Here is a 17,928-nt window from a genome sequence, read left to right as displayed (position 1 = left end):
CCGGAGAGTAGCTTAGAGACCGCCAGACCCTGTCCAAGGATCGGGGAGCACCTCACCTCGGTGATGAACCGCCGCTCCAAGCCGTAGAAGTAGAGGAACATGTATCCGGGATCGACATCAGCTCGCCGACGTCCGTCGGCAAGCCAGTCGAGGTATACCGCCCGGTGCTGTAGTCCGATATCGGAGTAACCCGGCCAGTACGGCATATCCGAGATGTTGCGTTTCGCTTTGGGCGCGACCGGAAGCGAGGGATCGATGTAGGCTCGGCAGGATTCCTGCAATCCCCGGCCGGATACCTTCGGCGGCACTCCGACATATACCATGTCCCCGATCGCCCGCCCGGCTACCTCGACGGACTGACCAGGGCCGACCCAGCCTTGCAATGTCCCCTTGCTTTTTCGAACTGACGCGGCCGATCGCGAAGGCTCTTTGCCTGAGGCCGAGCTTGACGGACTCGCAACTATTGGCTGGGGACGTGAAGCGAGGGTTTTTTTTGGATCGGCGCGTAGCTTCTGTTCGTGTGAGGAGCTCGACTGAGCGCGGCTCATCGCCCTGGCAAGCGACTCGCGATACTCGTCGCCCGCCTCTCGAGCGATCTTTTCGTCGGCCGCCTTCTTTGAGCGTCCTTTTATACGTCGCTCATTCAACCATGTCAGAAGAATGGGCCCTGCGAGGACCAAGACGGCCTGAAGGAGCTCGTTTGCCTCGATCAGTGGACCGGAAATCAAAAGACCGACGACCAGCAGGCCAATCAGGTAGACCACCGCAATACGGATGCACCGGACAAGAAACGAAAGAAATGCGCGGATCGGAAATCACTCCCGTTACAATCGCCTGGAAATGGCAAGATTTATAAGGAGCTTACGGGTGGGAGGAGGATCATGTGAAGAGAAATTTCTGCACAACGCGAGGCGGAAGCGCTCGGGTAACGTGTCTGTGCACCTACGAAGTTGAGATGCGTCAGTTCCTTAACTATGTCCTACAGGCCTCAGCGGACTACGGCGTCGAAGAGCTGTCTCTCGGCAAGAGCCAGGACTTCCTGCGCATCCGATACGATGGCACGAACTATGCTCAGGCAGCGCTCGGGTCCGTTGCGGAGATCAGGAAGGCCTTCGTAGACCTCCAGGGGCACCTGTTCCCCTGAGCTGCCGATTTCCCGTCGAAAGCGCCCAGTGGCCAGCTTTTGGTTGTCATAATGGACAAATGACCCCCAAAATGGTCAATAATTGGTGGTCCTTTCACCCCCCGCGCCGGGACTCAGTCCCTCATCCGCACTTGGAATAGCCGCAATTCCCGCAGGTCAGGCACCCTTCCTGCATCCGCATCTTGAAGGCGCCGCAATTCGGGCAGGCCGGGCCGGGCGCGGCGGAGTTCACGCGCATCGCCGCCGGGTCCTCCTTCAGCCCCGCGCCCTCGGCGGCGAGGAAGCCGATCGCGATCATGTGCTTCTCGACCACGCCACCTATGGCCGCCAGGATCGAGGGCACGTATTTGCCCTGCATCCACGCGCCCCCGCGCGGATCGAACACGGCCTTGAGCTCCTCCACGACGAAGCTGACATCCCCCCCGCGCCGGAACACGGCGGAGATCATGCGCGTCAGCGCCACGGTCCAGGCGAAATGCTCCATGTTCTTGGAGTTGATGAAAATCTCGAAGGGCCGCCGCTCCTCCCCCACCACGATATCGTTGATGGTGATGTAGATGGCGTGTTCGGAATTGGGCCACTTGATCTTGTAGGTCTGCCCGTCCACGACCTCGGGCCGGTCCATCGGATCGGCGAACTCGGCGGGCGCGGCCACCGGTCGCGGTTCCACTTGCGTCGGCTCCACCGACAGCACGCTGCCCGTCACCGCGTTGGGCCGGTATGTGGTGCAGCCCTTGCAGCCTGAGGACCAGGTCTGCAGGTACACGTCCTTGAAATCGTCGAAACCGATATCGGCCGGGCAGTTGATTGTCTTGGAGATCGAGCTGTCGATCCATTTCTGCGCCGCCGCCTGCATCCGCACATGGTCGAGCGGGTCAAGTTCCTGCGCATTGACGAAATGATCGGGCAGCGGCCCGTCGCCGTGCAGTTCGCGGTAGAGCGCGACGGCGTAGTCCACGACCTCCTCCTCGGTCCGGCTCCCGTCCTTTTGCAGCACCTTGCGGGTGTAGCTGTAGGCGAAGACCGGCTCGATCCCGCTCGACACGTTACCCGCGAACAGGGAAATCGTGCCGGTCGGCGCGATCGAGGTCAGCAGCGCATTGCGGATGCCGTGCTTGGACACCGCGCGGCGCACGTCCGCATCCATATCCTGCATGGTTTCCGACGCGAGGAACGCTTCCGCATCGAACAGCGGGAACGCTCCCTTCTCCGCCGCCAGATCGGCGGAAGCGAGGTAGGCAGACCGCGCGATCGCGTGCAGCCATGCCTCGGTCCGGCGCGCCGCGTCCTCGGACCCGTAGCGCAGCCCTAGCATCAGCAGCGCATCGGCGAGCCCCGTGACCCCCAGCCCGATCCGCCGTTTGGCCTGCGCCTCCTGCGCCTGCTCGGGCAGCGGAAATTTCGAGACATCGACCACATTGTCCATCATCCGCACGGCGGTGCGCACCAGATCGTCCAGCGCTTCTTCGTCCAGTGCCGCGTCCGCGCCGAACGGGTCGCGCACCAGCCGCGCGAGGTTGATGGAGCCCAGGAGGCACGCGCCATAGGGCGGCAACGGCTGCTCCCCGCAAGGGTTCGTCGCCGCGATATCTTCGACATAGTAGAGGTTGTTGCGCTGGTTGATCCGGTCGATGAAGATCACGCCCGGCTCTGCATAGTCGTAGGTGGACCGCATGATCAGGTCCCAAAGCTGCCGCGCGGGCAGGGTGCGGTAGACCTCGCCGCCGAAGGTCAGCGGCCAGTCCGCGTCGCCCTCGACCGCCTCCATGAACGCGTCGGTCACCAGCACCGAGAGGTTGAAGTTGCGCAGCCGCGCCGGATCGCGCTTGGCGGTGATGAAGTCCTCGATATCGGGGTGATCGCAGCGCAGCGTCGCCATCATCGCGCCGCGCCGCGCGCCTGCGGACATGATGGTGCGGCACATCGCATCCCACACATCCATGAAGCTCAGCGGCCCTGAAGCGTCTGCACCCACGCCCGCGACGCGCGCACCCTTGGGCCGGATGGTCGAGAAGTCGTAGCCGATCCCGCCACCCTGCTGCATGGTCAGCGCAGCCTCGCGCAGCATGTCGAAGATGCCGCCCATGCTGTCGGGGATCGTCCCCATGACGAAGCAGTTGAACAACGTCACCGCCCGCGCCGTGCCGGCCCCTGCCACGATCCGCCCCGCGGGCAGGAATCGGAAATCCTCCAGCGCCGCGTAGAACTTCGGCTGCCAATGCGCCGGATCTGCCTCCGGCGCGGCCAGGGCTGTGGCGATGCGCGCCCAGGTATCCTCGACCGATGCGTCGCCCAAGCGCCCGTCATCGGGGGTGAAGCGATACTTCATCTCCCAGATCTGCTCGGCGATCGGTGCGGCGAAGCGGCTCATCGCGAACCCTCCCTGATGTCGGCGGCGGAACGCCGAGTATGCTGACGCGCCCCGTGTCAGACAACCACGGGATAGCATCGAATCCCCGCAGGGCTTACATCATCGGGTGAAGATGATCGTTAAGACTTGTTACTGAAGGGGAGCGCGATGACCGGCACGGTCAACCTGGCCAAGCTCTGCGTCGGGGCCGAGGGGGTGGAGGACCTTCTCGACTGGCAGGTCCGCCTGCGCGCGATCCGCAAGGGCCGGGGCGAGCCGCAGGAGCATCGGCACATCACCCGCATGTGGCCCAAGCGCGAGGCGGAGGTGCTGAACGGCGGCTCGCTCTACTGGGTGTTCAAGGGGCTGATGCTGGCGCGCCAGCGCATCATTCGGCTGGAAGAGGTGATCGGAGAGGACGGCATCCGCCGCTGCGGCATCGTGCTCGACGATCCGGTTATCCGCGTGCAGGCCGTGCCGCGTCGCCCGTTCCAGGGCTGGCGCTACCTGCCGGTGGCCGAGGCGCCTGCCGATCTCGATGCCGACGCGGCGCGCGAAGAGCCGCTGCCCCCCCAACTTGCAACGGAACTCGCGGCACTGGGTGTGCGCTGATAGATTGGAAGGAGGCTTTCGGATGAACGATCCTCGCGACGATCTCGACGGACTGCTCTCACCCGTGCGCGACCTTTCGCTGTCCGCGGTGCTGGAGGAACTGTCCCGCGCCGCGTTCCACGGCTACGACTGCCAGACGGATATCGGCGTGCGCGACAAGGACGGCGCGCTGGAGCGGACATTGCTCCTGAACCTGCCGCGCCGTTACGATTTGCGCGCCCGGCGTCAGGATCGCACATCCTGCATCGACGTCGTCGATGGCCGGATCATCGGTTTCGACCCCCACGACCTGACGCTCGATGACGGCACCTGCGTGCGCATTCGGGCCTTCAAGTGGAACGACGCCTGTTTTCGGTTCCGCACGAACGATGCCCGTCCCGACTGGCGACCCGTGCGGCGCTGGTACCTGGAGGCATTTCAGAAACGCTTCGGCGACAACCCCGATTTCGCAGGGACGGTCCATTCGCTGGCGGATCCGATCCGCCACCTCGACGGGCGGTGGGAGTTGCGGGTCGATTTCGGCTCGGCCCCGGTGGCGGCCCTCGGCGATTTCCTGATGTCCCTGCGGATGGTCGGCGTCCGCTACGGCATCGATCTGGGAGAGCCGACGCCGGATGCTCGTGCGGACGACGAGACCGAGGCAGGCTGAGCGATGACCCGCGCCCGCCCCACGCGCCGAACCGGTACCTGAGCCGCGCCTATTCCTTCGCCAACGGATCATCGACGCCGATCCTGGTACAGAGCTCCGCCAACACGCCGCGCGTCCGCGCGTCCCACGGTGCATTACGCCCCGCGAACAACGTGGCCTGCGACTTCAGGATCGACGCGCCGTCGAGCACACGCAGCGCATTCGCCTCCAGCGTCGCGCCGCTCGACGTAATGTCGGCGATCAGTTCCGCCGTCTGGTTCTTCACCGTGCCCTCGGTTGCGCCTTGCGAGTCGACGATCTCGAAATCGGCGACACCCTGCGTCGACAGGAACCCGCGGACGAGGTTGTGATACTTGGTCGCCACCCGCATCCGGTGCCCGTGTCGCGCCCGAAACTGCGCCGCCGCGTCGTCGAGGTCGTGCAGATCGCGCACATCCGCCCAGCCCTCCGGCACTGCGATGATCAGATCGGCGAACCCGAACCCCATCTGCGCGACGACCGGCGTCACCTTTGCCCAATCGGCGAGCTTCTCCCGGATCAGGTCCTCGCCCGTCACACCCAGATGGATGCGTCCTGCCGCCAGTTCCCGCGGGATCTCGCTGGCCGACAGCAGCACCAGTTCCACCCCATCGATGCCCGTGACCTCACCGGCATATTCCCGGTCCGACCCGGTGCGGGCGACGGTCACCCCGATCCGATCGAACCAATCGATCGCGTCCTTCTGCAGCCGCCCTTTCGAGGGCAATCCCAGCTTCAGCATCACGCGCCCTCCACGGTGGCAAGCACTGCCTGAGGCCGGATCATGCCGCCGATGGCAGGCCAGTCGGCCGCACTCACCTGCCGCGACAGCCGGTCATAGCGGCCCCCCGCACCCAGCACCGCGCCGTCCGCGCCCGTCATCTCGAAGACGAAGCCGTCATAATACTCGTGCCTCCGCCCGAAATCCGCGCGGAACGGCGTGGTCAGCGCTTCAGGTCCCAGCCGGTGCCGCAGTTCCGACAGCCGCTCCTCGAACGGGCCGAGGTCGATGCGGTCGCCGACCGCATCCCGCACCCGCTCGGGCACCTGGCCGATGGGGCAAGCGATATCGAGATATCCGTGCAGCAGCGCCGCCACTTCAGCCGCCAGCACATCCGGCCCCGCGCGCCCGTGCATCCGCGCCGCGACCTCGGCCACGCTGCGTTTCCCCGCGACCGGGGGCAGGGCGGCGGCGATGGCCTCAACGTCCTTCCCCGCCAAGGCCTCCGGCAGCGGCTCGGCCACCGCCATCCGGTCGATCTGCGCGCGCAGCCGCTCGGGCCGCCAGAACATCTCCCGCAGCCGCCCCCGCGCCGCCTCCGACATCGCCAGCGCATCGAGCAGGCCGTGCCACAGCGCCACGTCGCCGGTCAGCACCTGCGCCGCCACGCCGGTCTTGTCGAGCCCCGAGAGGATATTGGCGAAGATGCGCACATCCGCCGCCGCCCTGCGCAGCGAGCCGAAATATTCGATTCCCAGCTGCATCTGCTCAGTCGGGCGATCGTCGCCCGGCCCCGTCCGCCGGAACACCGGCCCGGCATAGCAATAGCGCGGCGTCCCCGCCTCGCGACCCCGCTCGGTGTGCAGCAGATAGACCGGCACCGTGAAGTCCGAACGCAGCGCCAGCCCGTTGCCCATCAGATAGGTCAGCTCCAGCAGCGTCTGCCCGCCCAGTCCCACATGCGCCGCATCGTGCAGCATCGGCGGGTCGATCCGCTCGTAGCCCGCCGCCTCGAAATCGGCGAGCAGCCGTTCCGTCAGGTCGAGAAGCTGTCGGTAGGTGCCGCCGCGCCGCATCGGCCCGCTCAACCCCGGCGGGCGAGAAGCTCGCGCACCTCGCTGACGAGATCGGCGCGCGCCACCTCGAACTGAGCGGCGTTCTGCTTCCACTCCTCGTTGGAGGTGATCTCCTTGGCGAGCCGTGCGCCCAGCGCCAGGTCCTTGATCTGCACCACGCCCTGCGCGTGCTCGTCCCCGCCTTGGATGATCGCGATGGGCGATTGGCGCGCATCCGCGTATTTCAGCTGGTTGCCGAAATTCTTGGGGTTGCCCAGATACATCTCCGCCCGGATGCCCGCATTGCGAAGTTCCGCCACCATCGCCTGATAGTCGGGGATGCGGTCGCGATCCATGACCGTGACGACGACCGGGCCGGGAGCGGCATCCGCCTGCGCGGCCTTCATCTCCAGCGCGGCGAGCAGCCGGTCCACCCCGATCGACACGCCGGTCGCAGGCACCTCCTGCCCGGTGAAACGCTTGACCAGATCATCGTAGCGCCCGCCACCGGCGACCGAGCCGAACTGCCGCGGGCGGCCCTTCTCATCCGTGATCTCGAAGGTCAGCTCCGCCTCGTAGACTGGCCCGGTATAGTAGCCGAGGCCGCGCACGACCGATGGGTCGATGACCGCCCGATCGGTGCCGTAGCCCTGCGCCTCGACCATCTCGGCAATGGTTTCCAGCTCGCGCACGCCCTCCGCGCCGACCTTCGACGCGCCGACCAGCTCGGCCAGCCGCGCGCAGGTCGCCGCATTGTCCCCGCGCAGGGCGGAGACGAAGCCCATGACCAGATCGGCCTGCTCGCCGCCCAGCCCGGCGCCCTTGGTGTAGTCGCCCGAGGCGTCCTTGCGCCCTTCGCCGAGCAGGGCGCGCACCCCGTCCTCGCCCAGCCGGTCGAGCTTGTCGATCGCGCGCAGTACGATCCCGCGCTCCGCCTCCCGGTCCTCCCCGGCGAGGCCCGCGACCTCCATCACCCCGTTCAGCACCTTGCGGTTGTTGACCCGCACGATGTAGTCGCCGCGCGAAATGCCAACGCCTTCCAGCACGTCCGCCAGCATCGCGCAGATCTCGGCATCCGCGGCGACGGTCGGCGTGCCCACCGTGTCCGCATCGCACTGGTAGAACTGGCGGAACCGCCCCGGCCCGGGTTTCTCGTTGCGCCAGACGGGGCCGACCGCATAGCGGCGATAGGGCGTCGGCAGATCGTTGCGGTACTGCGCATAGACCCGCGCCAAGGGGGCGGTCAGGTCGTAGCGCAGCGCCATCCAGCTTTCGTCCTCGTCCTGCCAGGCGAAAACACCCTCGTTCGGGCGGTCGACATCCGGCAGGAACTTGCCCAGCGCCTCGACCGTCTCGACGGCGGAGGATTCCAGCGGGTCGAACCCGTATTGATGGTAGATGCCGGTGATCGTGCGCAGCATGGACTGGCGGCGCGTGACCTCCGGCCCGAAATAGTCGCGGAAGCCGCGCGGCTGGGCGGCGCGGGGGCGGGGCTGCTTGCGGGGCTTGTCCTTGGCCATCTGGATCTCCGGCTAGAGGTGCGAGCGTGGTCTAGCCGAGCGGGCGCGAGGGGGCAAGCGAGGTGGGGGTGCCGCCTTGCGCGGAATCAAGCCGAAGGCGCCGCGCATCGGTCGTGCTGAAAGCACGCCCTCGGCGTGACCCGCTCCCCGGCACGGCGATTTGGTAAATGGAGGCGAGACGCCGAAATGTCTTACGGGCTTTGCGACTATAAAGTGCCATGCATGAAAGTCGGATCGCCGCACCGCGGCCCGCCGACGTGCTCCGTCCCGCCCCGGCCTTGAGCCGGGGCCTCGCGCCCCCTCACGCAAGCTTCGGATACAGCCCCGCGTGGAACACCAGCGGATGCGCGTTCGCGTCATGCTCCAGCCCCGTCACCTCGCCTACCACGATCGCGTGGTCGCCGCCCGGATGCACCGCATGCAACCGGCAGCGCAGGATCGCGGCGCTGCCGCCGAACTCCGGCACCCCGTCCGGCCCGTCCGCCCAGTCATGCAGCGCGAACGGCTCCTCGCCCGAGCCCGCGAAGCCTGCTGCCAGCCCCTGCTGCTCGGCATTCAGGATATGGATGGTGAACGCCTCCGCCGTGGTGAATGCCTCGAACCGGGCCGAGCGCCGCGCGGGCGCCCACATCACAAGCGGCGGGTCCAGCGACAGGGAGGAAAAGCTGTTGGCCGTGATCCCCACCGGCCCCGCGTCCGTCCGGCAGGTCACGACCGTCACCCCCGTGGCGAAGGCACCGCAGGCGTCGCGCAGATCGCGGGGGGAAAACTCGGTCATGGCGTCTCCTGCATCGGCTCACCCGCACTTATCCTGTTTCGCGCCGGATGCAATGCGCGCTACCCTCGCACCCATGTCCGAAGCCGCCCTCTACGCCCCGATCAAGACCCTGCTGCAAGCGCAGGGCTACGAGGTGAAGGGAGAGATCGGGGCCTGCGACCTCGTGGCCCTGCGCGGCGACGATCCGCCGGTGATCGTCGAGATGAAGACCGGCCTGACCCTCGCCCTGATCCTGCAGGGCGTGGACCGGCTGGGGATGTCCGAACACGTCTACCTCGCCGTGCCCAAATTGCCCGGCCGCTCCCGCCGCGACGCGCAACGTATCCGCGCGCTGCTGCGCCGCGTCGGGCTGGGCCTGATCGTGGTGCGGGACGGCGTGGCGGAGGTCCGCCTCGACCCCGGCCCTTACGCGCCCCGCATCGGCAAGCCGCGCCGCGCCCGCCTGCTGCGCGAATTCCAGCTGCGCGACGGCGATCCCGAACCGGGCGGGCGCCCGGGCGGGGCCGTGATGACCGCCTACCGCCAGGGCTGCCTGCGCCTCGCCGCGCATCTCGCGCAGCATGGCCCGACGAAAGCCGCCGCCGCGGGCCGGGCCGTCAATGTCGACAAGGCCGCGCAGAAGATGCGCGACAACCATTACGGCTGGTTCGCGCGCGTGGGCCTGGGCACCTATACCGTCACGCCCGAAGGCCGCGCCGCCGCCAACAGCGCGATGGACCAAGACGCGCCCGCGCGCTAAACGGCTGACAAAGGAGCCTGCCCCATGTCGTTCAACAGCTTCGGCCACCTCTTCCGCGTCACCACCTGGGGCGAGAGCCACGGCCCCGCGCTCGGCGCCACCGTGGACGGCTGCCCGCCGGGCATCGCGGTGGACGAGGCGTCGCTGCAGCACTGGCTCGACCAGCGCAAGCCGGGCAAGTCGAAATTCGAGACTCAGCGCCGCGAACCCGACGCCGTGCGGATCCTCTCGGGCGTATTCGAGGGGCGCACCACCGGCACCCCGATCCAGTTGATGATCGAGAATACCGACCAGCGGTCCAAGGATTACGGCGACATCGCCGAGACCTTCCGCCCCGGCCATGCCGACATCACCTACTGGCAGAAATACGGCATCCGCGACTATCGCGGCGGCGGCCGGTCGAGCGCCCGCGAAACCGCGGCCCGCGTCGCGGCCGGTGGCATCGCCCGCGCGGTGCTGGCCGACATGGTGCCGGACCTGCGCATCCTCGGCGGCCTCGTCCAGATAGGCCCGCACAAGGCCGAGGCCCGCGATTGGGACGAGACCGGCAACAACCCGTTCTGGACCCCCGACGCAAAGGCCGCCGAATTCTACGCCGACTATCTCGACGGCATCCGCAAGGCGCACAGTTCCGTCGGCGCGGTGATCGAGGTGATCGCGCGGGGCGTCCCCGCAGGCATCGGCGCGCCGGTCTATGCCAAGCTCGACACCGACCTCGCCGCCGCGATGATGAGCATCAATGCCGTCAAGGGCGTGGAGATCGGGGAGGGGATGGGCGCCGCCGCCCTGACCGGCGAGGACAACGCGGACGAGATCGACATGGGCCCGGACGGCCCGGTCTATTCCTCAAACCACGCGGGCGGCATCCTCGGTGGCATCTCCACCGGGCAGGACGTCGTGGTGCGCTTCGCGGTCAAGCCGACCTCCTCGATCCTCACGCCGCGCCGCTCGATCCGCAAGGACGGCACGCCGACCGAGGTCGTGACGAAAGGCCGCCACGACCCCTGCGTCGGCATCCGCGCCGTGCCGGTTGGGGAGGCGATGATGGCGTGCACGATCCTCGACCACATCCTGTTGCATCGCGGCCAGATCGGTGCGAATCGCGGCGCCATCGGAGGCAAGACATGATCCGCCTAGCCCTTCTCGCCCTCCTGCTGACCGCCGCCTGTGCGCCGGAGATCGATGTTGTCGAGCTGCCCGCCCCGCCGCCCGAGCCGGAGGTCGAGCCGCGCGTCCGCTTCACCGACGACAACATCCCCTACGACCTGACCGCGGGCGCCGACATCACCGCCATCCCGCCGGACTGGATCCAGGTGTTCTGCCTGCAGGAGTGGGAGAGCCGGGCCGAGCCCTATACCGGCATCGAGCAATGGAATCCCTGCAAGCGCCCCGACATGTTCAACGACGGCCCGCGCACGGAGCCCGCACCCGAACCGGCAGTGGTCGAGCTCGACGACCTCAGGGACGTGCTGGGCGCGCAGGTGACGACCAATGAACCGCTGCAAGCCGATCCGCTGCCGGTGGTGGTGCAGCCGACAGCTGCCCAGCCCGAATTCGACCTCGCGCCCAATCCCGATCTGTTCATGAACCGCGACGGCTCGTTCTCCCGCCGCCAGCGCTAGGCGCCGCTCAGTACCCGCGCGCCCGATCGACGAGATGGTGCATCGCCTCGCCCCGCATCGCGCGGGCGAGGTTGGCCGCAGCCACGTGCGAGGCGGTGACGGGCCGCGTCTCGGATGCGATATGCGGCGTCACGGTGACGCCCGGATGCGCCCAGAACGGATGGCCTTCGGGCAAGGGCTCGGTGCGGAAGACGTCGAGCGTCGCATGCGCAACCTGTCCGCTGTCCAAAGCCGCGATCAGCGCGTCGTCGTCGATCAGCGGCCCGCGCCCCGGATTGACGATCACCGCCCCGCGCGGCAGCCAGCCCAGCCGCTCCGCATCCATCAGGTCGCGCGTCGCCTCCGTCAGCGGCAGCAGCAGTACGACGATCTCCGCCCCGCGCAAGGCCCGCTCCAGCCCCGCAACCTCATGCTCTGTCGCGATGCCATCGATGCGCTTCTCGGTCCGGCTCCACCCGGTCACGTCGAAGTTCAGGCTGGCGAGCGCCTGTGCGCAGGCCGATCCCAGTTCTCCCAGCCCCAGCATCGTCACCCGCCGCTCCCGCGCCAGCGGCGCGACATGGCGCACCCACTGACCATCGTTGCGGCAGATATCGGCATCCATGCCGAGGTGATGACGCATCACATGCCCCACCACCCATTCCACCATGCCCTCTGTCATGCCCGGATCGACCATCCGGGCCAGCGGCGCGGTCAGCGTCTCGTTGCCCACGGCCGCTTCGACCCCGGCCCACAGGTTCTGCACGCCTTTCAGGTTCACGTAAGGCGAGAAGTCGCGCAGCGGCCCGTTCGGCGCGTAGAGGATCCACTCCACCTCCGCCGGGTCGCCCTCGGGTGCCAGCGGAACGTCGATGCCCTCTTCGGCGAAGGCCGCGCGCAGCGGCGCTTCCCACTCGGCCCAGGCCTCTGGTTTCGCGGAGAACAGGATCATCGCAAGGCCCCCCTCGGCCTGTGGACATGCGCGCTCTGGATCAGGCCGAACGCGCCCAGCAGGACCAGCATCGCCGATCCGCCATAGCTCACCAGCGGCAGCGGTACGCCGACAACGGGGGCCAGCCCCATGACCATCGCCATGTTCACCGCGAAGAAGAAGAAGAACGTCGCCGTCAGGCCGCCGGTCATCAGCGCGCCGAACCGGTCCCGGTTCTGGAAGGCCGACAGCAGGCAGAACAGGATGATCGCAGTGTAGAGCCCCAGCAGCGTCAGCCCCCCGATCAGCCCGAACTGTTCGGCCAGCGAGGTGAAGATGAAGTCGGTGTGCTTTTCGGGCAGGAAGTTCAGCCGGCTCTGCGTCCCTTGCATGAAGCCGCGCCCCGACACGCCCCCCGCACCCAGCGCGATGGTGGCTTGCGTGATGTGATAGCCCGCCCCCATCGGGTCGAGCGACGGGTCGAGAAAGGTGTCGATCCGCCGGTATTGATAGTCCTTGAGGATCTGCCACTCCGTCCCCTTCGACGCCATCACCGCCCAGACCGTGCCGACCGCGCCCGCGATGGCCGGGCCCCAGTACCACCAGCTGACCCCGGCGAGGAACATCACCACGCATCCCCCCGCGACCAGCAGGATCGAGGTGCCGAGATCCGGCTGCTTCAGCACCAGCAGCGTCGGCAAGGCGATCAGTGCCAGCGGGATCGCCACCCAGAACGGGCGCGAGACCTTCTCTGGCGGCAACCAAGAGTAATAAGCGGCCAGCATCATCACCAGACTGACCTTCATCACCTCCGACGGTTGCAGGCGCAGCGGCCCGATGTCGATCCAGCGCTGCGCGCCCATGCCGACCGCGCCCACGAACTCTACCGCCACCAGCAGGGCGAGCCCGCCCAGATAGGCGATCGGTGCGATCTTCTTCCAGAAATCCACGTGGATCATCGCCACGACGAACAGCACGAAGAGGCCCAGCGCAAAGCGCGTCATCTGCGGCTGCGCCCAGCGGTCGAGCTCGCCCCCCGCCACGGAATAGAGCATCAGGAACCCGGTCGCGCAGACCGCGCAGAGCAGCAGCAGCAGCGGCCAGTGCAGGTGCAACAGCTTCGCCGGTCCGGTCGGCGTGGGCCGCGCGTTCATCTGCTCCCAGTAGATCATGCCCGGTCCCTCTGCACGCTGGCACTGTCGAGGCCGAGGCGCCGACGCTCCCGGATCTCCTGGTGCAGGGCGCTGGGCCAGGCTTCCAGCGGCGGCTCGGGGCCGTAGAGCGCGCGGATCATGACGTCCTGCGCGATCGGGGCCGCGGCCTTGGACCCACCGCCGCCATGCTCGACGATGGTGGCGACCGCATAGCGCGGATTGTCATAGGGCGCGTAGCCGACGAACAGCGCGTGGTCGCGCCGGTTCCAGGGCAGGTCCTCGTTGCGGAACACCCCCACCGCCCGCTCGGCGGCGGTGATGCGGCGCACCTGGCTGGTGCCGGTCTTGCCCGCCATGGCCATCTGTGGATCGGCGATGCGCGCGCGATAGGCCGTGCCACGCCGATCGTTGCTGACAGCGAACATGCCGCCCCGCACGGCGGCGAGCGACCCCGCAGCGAGGCCCATGTCCTCACCGCCATCGAATTGCCGCGGCACGCCGTTCTCCGATCGGATCAACTGCGGCAGCACCGCACGGCCCGTCGCGATCCGCGCGGTCATCACGCACAGCTCCAGCGGCGAGGCGAGCATGAAGCCCTGTCCGATCCCCGAATTGACCGTGTCGCCGACCAGCCAGGTCTCCCCGTGCACGCGCATCTTCCAGTCGCGGTCGGGCATGTTGCCCGCGCGGATGGCGGGCAAAGGCAGGTCGTGGCGCATGCCAATGCCCAGTCGGTTCGCCATCGCGCTGATGCGGTCGATGCCCACGCGCTGCGCGATGTCGTAATAGTAGACGTCGCAGGATTGCTTGAGGCTGTCGCGCAGGTTCATGTGCCCGTGCCCGCCCCGCCGCCAGCAATAGGCCCGCCGGTTGCCGATCTGCATGGATCCGCCGCAGAACACCGTCTCGCCGGTGCCGACCAGCCCCGCCTCCATCGCGGCGAGCGCCACGACCATCTTGAAGGTGGAGCCGGGCGGATACACCCCCGACACCGTCTTGTTGTAGAGCGGTCGGTACGCGTTCTCGTTCAGCGCGTTCCACTCGCCCGTCGAGATGCCGAAGACGAAGCTGTTGGGATCGAAGGACGGCGCGGAGGCCAGCGCCACGATCTCGCCGGTCGCCACGTCCATCATGACCGTGGCGGCACTCTCGCCTTCCATCCGGCGCAGGGTGAAATCCTGCAAGCCGCTGTCGATGGTCAGTTGCAGGTCGGTGCCGGAGCGGCCCTCCACCCGGTCGAGTTCCCGGATCACGCGCCCGCCCGCATTGACCTCGATCCGCGAGGTCCCGGCCGATCCACGCAGGCTGTCCTCCGCCCGCTTCTCCACCCCGTTCTTGCCGATCTGGAAGTCGGGGATCTGCAACAGCGGATCGGGGTTCTCGATCTGGCTGAGGTCGTAATCCGAGACTGGCCCGACATAGCCGACCACATGGGCGAAGACCTCGTTGGCCGGGTAGTGCCGCGACAGCCCCACCTCTGTCAGCACGCCGGGCAGGGCAGGGGCGTTCGCCGCCACGCGGGCGAAGCTGTCCCAGTCCAGATGCTCGGCCACCGTCATCGGCACGAAGGCGGGGCGGGCCAGCATGTCGCGCAGCACCCGTTCCCGCCGCTCGGGGGAGATGTCGATCAGCCGCGACAGGCGTTGCAACACGCCCGCCGCGTCGCCCGCCTGCTCCCGGATCATGACGATGCGATAGTTCTGTCGATTCACCGCCACCGGCTGCCCGTCGCGGTCGTAGATCAGCCCGCGCGCTGGTGGCAGCAGGCGGATGTTGATGCGGTTCTCCTCGGCCAGCAGGCGATACCGCTCCGCCTCGTCGACCTGGAGGTGCCGCATGCGCAGCGCCAGCCCGCCGACCAGCGCCAGCTTCGCGCCCATCAGCACCAGCCCGCGGCGCGTCATGTCGAACCTGTCGCCCCGGCGCGCCATGTTCAGCGTCCTCCCAAATAGCTGGAATAGGCCAGCTGCCCGCCCGCGCGGTGGCGAAGCCCCAGCGCCAGCGCGAGGATCAGCGTCACCGCCGGGTAAGCCGCGATGGTCAGCAAACCGTAGGTCACCAGTTCACCCAGTGGCGGCAGGTTGCCCAGGGTCAGCCAGATCAGCCCGACCTGTGCCGCCAGTGCCGCGGCGATCAGCAGCGCGACCAGCATCAGTTCCGCCACCAACGGCGCGTCGCGCAGGCTGCGACTCTGCGCGCGCAGCACCTCCGTCACCACGACGAGGGCGAAGGCCCCCAGCCCCACGGGCCGCATCAGCATCAGGTCCGCCATCAGCCCAAGCGCGAAGATGATCGGCATCGGCGCCGCCTCGGGCCGGCGCAAGACCCATGTGCACGCCACCGCCATCACCAGATCGGGCATCGGCCAGTCCGGCGCACCCGCGCGCAGCGGCACCGCCAGCAGCAGGATCGCCAGCAGCATCACGGCGACGAAGCTCGCCACGCGAAGCGCCGCACCGATCATTCCGGCTCCTCCCCGAACATGAAGGGCGCGTCCGCAATCAGCCCGCCCGGCTCGCTGGTCGCGGGCAGGGGACGGTAATTGACGACACGGACGAAACGCAGCCGTTGGTAATCCGCCGCCGGGCGCAGCCGCAGCTGACCATTCGCCGCGACGATGACCTGCCCGGCCAGCAGGTCCGGCGGCAGCACCTGCCCGTCCCCCGAGGTCACGACCCGGTCACCGGGTTGCACGCGGTCCACATCCTCGACAAAATCGATCTTGGGCGCGCCGGTATTGTCCCCCGTCAGGATCGCCCGCTGCCCCGAGGGCTGCACGATCACCGGCACCCGGCTGTTGATGTCGGTCAGGAAGATGATGCGGCTCGTCCGCTCGCCGACGCCCGAGATCCGTCCGACCAGCCCCAACCCGTCCAGCGCCGCCGCCCCGTCCGCCACGCCGTTGCGCGCGCCCACGTTCAGCAGGCCAGAGCGGCTGAACGGCCCGCCGCTGTCGCTCATCACCTCGCCGGTGATGAAGGCGGGCTGCGGGCTCAGCTGCACGTTGTTGAGCGCCCGCAGACGCGCGTTGCGCTGCTCCAGCTGCAACGCCGCCTCGCGCCAGCCCTGCATCTCCTGCAATTCGCGGCGCAATTCCTGGTTCTGCTCGTAGACGCGCACGTAGCTTTCGAAATCCTGCGCCATCCGGCTGACCTGCCCCAGCGGGCGGGCGGTCCATTCCAGCCCCGGCAGGACCGCGTCGGCCACGCTCATGCGCAGCCGGTCCATGCGGGGGCTGTCGATGCGCCACATCGCGAATAGGGCGAGAGAGAGCACGGCCAGCACACCCAGCATGATCTGCCGGGTCGTGCGCCATGCGCCGCCGCCATCCTGTCCACTCACATACGCCACGCGCGTCCCCTGTCCCGGGCTCTTGCGACGAGGCCCGCCCTTGGTGGTGCCGGGGGCGGACCGAAACTCAACTCTTGTTCATCCGGCGGCTTTTGTCAGCCCTGATTGCCGTAATCGATGATGTGCGCGATCTTGCGCTCGAATTCCAAACTCTTGCCGGTGCCCAGCGCCACGCAGTTCAACGCGTCATCCGCCACCGTGATGGCGAGGCCCGTCTGCTCGCGCAGTGCCAGGTCCAGATCGCCCAGCAGCGCGCCGCCGCCGGTCAGCATCACGCCCCGGTCGACGATATCGGCTGCCAGATCCGGCGGCGTCGCCTCCAGCGCGGTCATCACCGCCTCGCAGATCTGCTGTACCGGCTCGGCCAGCGCCTCGGCGACCTGCGCCTGCGTAACCTCGGTTTCCTTCGGGACCCCGTTCAAGAGGTCACGGCCCCGGATCTCCATCGCCTGCCCGCGCCCGTCCTCGGGCATCCGGGCCGCGCCGATGGTGGTCTTGATCTTCTCCGCCGTCGCCTCGCCGATCAGCAGGTTGTGCTGGCGGCGCAGGTAGCTGATGATCGCCTCGTCCATCCGGTCGCCACCCACGCGGACCGAGCGGGCATAGACGATATCGCCGAGCGACAGCACCGCGACCTCCGCCGTGCCGCCGCCGATATCCACGACCATCGAGCCGGTGGGCTCCGTGATCGGCAGGCCTGCCCCGATGGCCGCCGCGATCGGCTCGGCGATCAGTCCGGCCTTGCGCGCACCGGCAGCCAGCACGCTCTCGCGGATGGCCTTCTTCTCCACCGGAGTCGCGCCGTGCGGCACACAGACGATGATCTTGGGCTTGCCGCGCTTGTTCACCTTGCGGATGAAATGCTTGATCATCGCCTCGGCCACGTCGAAATCGGCGATCACGCCGTCGCGCATGGGCCGGATCGCCTCGATCGAGCCGGGGGTCCGGCCCAGCATCAGCTTGGCGTCCTCGCCGACCTCCAGCACTTCCTTCTTGCCGCCGCGCACATGATAGGCGACGACCGACGGCTCGTTGAGGACGATCCCCCGCCCCTTCACGTAGATCAGCGTGTTCGCCGTGCCGAGGTCGATGGCCATGTCGGACGAGAACATGCCGGAAATTGCGCTGAACATAGACGTACTGCCCCTAAAACCCACTCGACGCTGCCGCTGTCCGACTTGTGTGCGCCGCTCCAGATACCGGGCCTTATACGATTTGCCACAGTCAAGCGTAAAGGGTGCGCGGCCCTCCGGGGCCGTCGCGCAGGCAAGTGACCGGGATTGCGCCGCAAACTCGGCGAAATCT

General features: G+C 67.9%; 17 protein-coding genes. 5 read left to right on the top strand and 12 right to left on the bottom strand.

Annotated elements, in window-relative coordinates; genetic code table 11:
- Together RX333_RS15100 and RX333_RS15095 are read right to left on the bottom strand one after the other, a co-directional pair.
- Nucleotides 1-764: TerB N-terminal domain-containing protein (locus RX333_RS15100; protein ID WP_316015787.1), on the bottom strand; the 764-nt coding region annotated here is incomplete at its 3' end.
- Between the two features lie 501 nt (nucleotides 765-1,265).
- Nucleotides 1,266-3,515, bottom strand: coding sequence for an adenosylcobalamin-dependent ribonucleoside-diphosphate reductase (locus tag RX333_RS15095; RefSeq protein ID WP_316015786.1), 2,250 nt, complete (start codon nucleotides 3,513-3,515; stop codon nucleotides 1,266-1,268).
- Nucleotides 3,516-3,662: 147 nt separating this feature from the next.
- On the opposite strand from RX333_RS15095, the gene RX333_RS15090 reads away from it, so the two are divergent.
- Nucleotides 3,663-4,106 carry a DUF1489 domain-containing protein gene (locus tag RX333_RS15090; protein ID WP_316015785.1) on the top strand — a complete coding sequence of 148 codons (444 nt, stop codon included), beginning with the start codon at nucleotides 3,663-3,665 and terminating at the stop codon, nucleotides 4,104-4,106.
- 22 nt (nucleotides 4,107-4,128) lie between these two features.
- The gene (locus RX333_RS15085) at nucleotides 4,129-4,755 is read left to right on the top strand and encodes a hypothetical protein (protein ID WP_316015784.1); all 627 of its coding nucleotides are present in this window, start codon (nucleotides 4,129-4,131) and stop codon (nucleotides 4,753-4,755) included.
- A gap of 49 nt (nucleotides 4,756-4,804) precedes the next feature.
- On the opposite strand, the gene hisG is transcribed toward RX333_RS15085, so the two are convergent.
- The 4 genes from hisG to RX333_RS15065 form a co-directional block, all read right to left on the bottom strand.
- A complete protein-coding gene (hisG, locus tag RX333_RS15080; RefSeq protein ID WP_316015783.1) occupies nucleotides 4,805-5,518 on the bottom strand; it encodes an ATP phosphoribosyltransferase in 714 nt (237 codons plus the stop codon).
- The gene (locus RX333_RS15075) at nucleotides 5,515-6,582 is read right to left on the bottom strand and encodes an ATP phosphoribosyltransferase regulatory subunit (protein WP_316015782.1); all 1,068 of its coding nucleotides are present in this window, start codon (nucleotides 6,580-6,582) and stop codon (nucleotides 5,515-5,517) included. The genes hisG and RX333_RS15075 overlap by 4 nt, the downstream gene beginning before the upstream one ends.
- On the bottom strand, nucleotides 6,579-8,069 hold the full coding sequence (gene hisS / locus RX333_RS15070; protein ID WP_316015781.1) for a histidine--tRNA ligase: 1,491 nt from the start codon (nucleotides 8,067-8,069) through the stop codon (nucleotides 6,579-6,581). The genes RX333_RS15075 and hisS overlap by 4 nt, the downstream gene beginning before the upstream one ends.
- A gap of 301 nt (nucleotides 8,070-8,370) precedes the next feature.
- Nucleotides 8,371-8,847, bottom strand: a complete 477-nt coding sequence (locus tag RX333_RS15065) for a flavin reductase family protein (RefSeq protein ID WP_316015780.1) — start codon at nucleotides 8,845-8,847, stop codon at nucleotides 8,371-8,373.
- 73 nt (nucleotides 8,848-8,920) lie between these two features.
- Here RX333_RS15065 and RX333_RS15060 point away from each other — a divergent pair, with 73 nt between their 5' ends.
- From RX333_RS15060 to RX333_RS15050, 3 genes are read left to right on the top strand one after another with little or no spacing between them, the layout of a single operon-like run.
- The gene (locus RX333_RS15060; protein ID WP_316015779.1) at nucleotides 8,921-9,586 is read left to right on the top strand and encodes a DUF2161 domain-containing phosphodiesterase; all 666 of its coding nucleotides are present in this window, start codon (nucleotides 8,921-8,923) and stop codon (nucleotides 9,584-9,586) included.
- A 24-nt stretch (nucleotides 9,587-9,610) separates the two neighbouring features.
- Complete coding sequence (gene aroC, locus RX333_RS15055) at nucleotides 9,611-10,714, top strand: chorismate synthase (RefSeq protein ID WP_316015778.1); 1,104 nt, start codon at nucleotides 9,611-9,613, stop codon at nucleotides 10,712-10,714.
- A complete protein-coding gene (locus tag RX333_RS15050) occupies nucleotides 10,711-11,208 on the top strand; it encodes a hypothetical protein (RefSeq protein WP_316015777.1) in 498 nt (165 codons plus the stop codon). Before aroC ends, RX333_RS15050 begins: the two co-directional genes overlap by 4 nt.
- A gap of 7 nt (nucleotides 11,209-11,215) precedes the next feature.
- On the opposite strand, the gene RX333_RS15045 is transcribed toward RX333_RS15050, so the two are convergent.
- From RX333_RS15045 to RX333_RS15020, 6 genes are all read right to left on the bottom strand, one after another.
- The gene (locus RX333_RS15045; RefSeq protein WP_316015776.1) at nucleotides 11,216-12,139 is read right to left on the bottom strand and encodes a glyoxylate/hydroxypyruvate reductase A; all 924 of its coding nucleotides are present in this window, start codon (nucleotides 12,137-12,139) and stop codon (nucleotides 11,216-11,218) included.
- Nucleotides 12,136-13,290 carry a rod shape-determining protein RodA gene (gene rodA, locus RX333_RS15040; RefSeq protein WP_316015775.1) on the bottom strand — a complete coding sequence of 385 codons (1,155 nt, stop codon included), beginning with the start codon at nucleotides 13,288-13,290 and terminating at the stop codon, nucleotides 12,136-12,138. The genes RX333_RS15045 and rodA overlap by 4 nt, the downstream gene beginning before the upstream one ends.
- A complete protein-coding gene (gene mrdA / locus RX333_RS15035; protein WP_316015774.1) occupies nucleotides 13,287-15,203 on the bottom strand; it encodes a penicillin-binding protein 2 in 1,917 nt (638 codons plus the stop codon). Before mrdA ends, rodA begins: the two co-directional genes overlap by 4 nt.
- 2 nt (nucleotides 15,204-15,205) lie before the next feature.
- Nucleotides 15,206-15,736 (bottom strand): rod shape-determining protein MreD, encoded by a 531-nt coding sequence (gene mreD, locus RX333_RS15030; RefSeq protein WP_316015773.1) that lies wholly within the window; start codon nucleotides 15,734-15,736, stop codon nucleotides 15,206-15,208.
- The gene (mreC, locus tag RX333_RS15025) at nucleotides 15,733-16,623 is read right to left on the bottom strand and encodes a rod shape-determining protein MreC (protein WP_316015772.1); all 891 of its coding nucleotides are present in this window, start codon (nucleotides 16,621-16,623) and stop codon (nucleotides 15,733-15,735) included. The genes mreD and mreC overlap by 4 nt, the downstream gene beginning before the upstream one ends.
- 95 nt (nucleotides 16,624-16,718) lie before the next feature.
- The gene (locus RX333_RS15020; RefSeq protein ID WP_316015771.1) at nucleotides 16,719-17,756 is read right to left on the bottom strand and encodes a rod shape-determining protein; all 1,038 of its coding nucleotides are present in this window, start codon (nucleotides 17,754-17,756) and stop codon (nucleotides 16,719-16,721) included.
- Nucleotides 17,757-17,928: the final 172 nt, after the last annotated feature.

It is taken from the genome of Roseobacter sp. HKCCA0434 (assembly GCF_032464675.1).
Lineage (GTDB): Bacteria > Pseudomonadota > Alphaproteobacteria > Rhodobacterales > Rhodobacteraceae > Pontivivens.
Note: the sequence above shows the minus strand (reverse complement) of the source record. Positions and strands in the feature narration are given on the sequence as shown.

Coding starts and splice junctions, on each gene's coding strand:
- hisS (WP_316015781.1), bottom strand. CDS start 8,069: ATGGCCAAGGACAAGCCCCGCAAGCAGCCCCGCCCCCGCGCCGCCCAG.
- RX333_RS15085 (WP_316015784.1), top strand. CDS start 4,129: ATGAACGATCCTCGCGACGATCTCGACGGACTGCTCTCACCCGTGCGC.
- RX333_RS15020 (WP_316015771.1), bottom strand. CDS start 17,756: ATGTTCAGCGCAATTTCCGGCATGTTCTCGTCCGACATGGCCATCGAC.
- RX333_RS15090 (WP_316015785.1), top strand. CDS start 3,663: ATGACCGGCACGGTCAACCTGGCCAAGCTCTGCGTCGGGGCCGAGGGG.
- RX333_RS15065 (WP_316015780.1), bottom strand. CDS start 8,847: ATGACCGAGTTTTCCCCCCGCGATCTGCGCGACGCCTGCGGTGCCTTC.
- RX333_RS15050 (WP_316015777.1), top strand. CDS start 10,711: ATGATCCGCCTAGCCCTTCTCGCCCTCCTGCTGACCGCCGCCTGTGCG.
- RX333_RS15045 (WP_316015776.1), bottom strand. CDS start 12,139: ATGATCCTGTTCTCCGCGAAACCAGAGGCCTGGGCCGAGTGGGAAGCG.
- mrdA (WP_316015774.1), bottom strand. CDS start 15,203: ATGGCGCGCCGGGGCGACAGGTTCGACATGACGCGCCGCGGGCTGGTG.
- RX333_RS15060 (WP_316015779.1), top strand. CDS start 8,921: ATGTCCGAAGCCGCCCTCTACGCCCCGATCAAGACCCTGCTGCAAGCG.
- mreD (WP_316015773.1), bottom strand. CDS start 15,736: ATGATCGGTGCGGCGCTTCGCGTGGCGAGCTTCGTCGCCGTGATGCTG.
- aroC (WP_316015778.1), top strand. CDS start 9,611: ATGTCGTTCAACAGCTTCGGCCACCTCTTCCGCGTCACCACCTGGGGC.
- rodA (WP_316015775.1), bottom strand. CDS start 13,290: ATGATCTACTGGGAGCAGATGAACGCGCGGCCCACGCCGACCGGACCG.
- RX333_RS15095 (WP_316015786.1), bottom strand. CDS start 3,515: ATGAGCCGCTTCGCCGCACCGATCGCCGAGCAGATCTGGGAGATGAAG.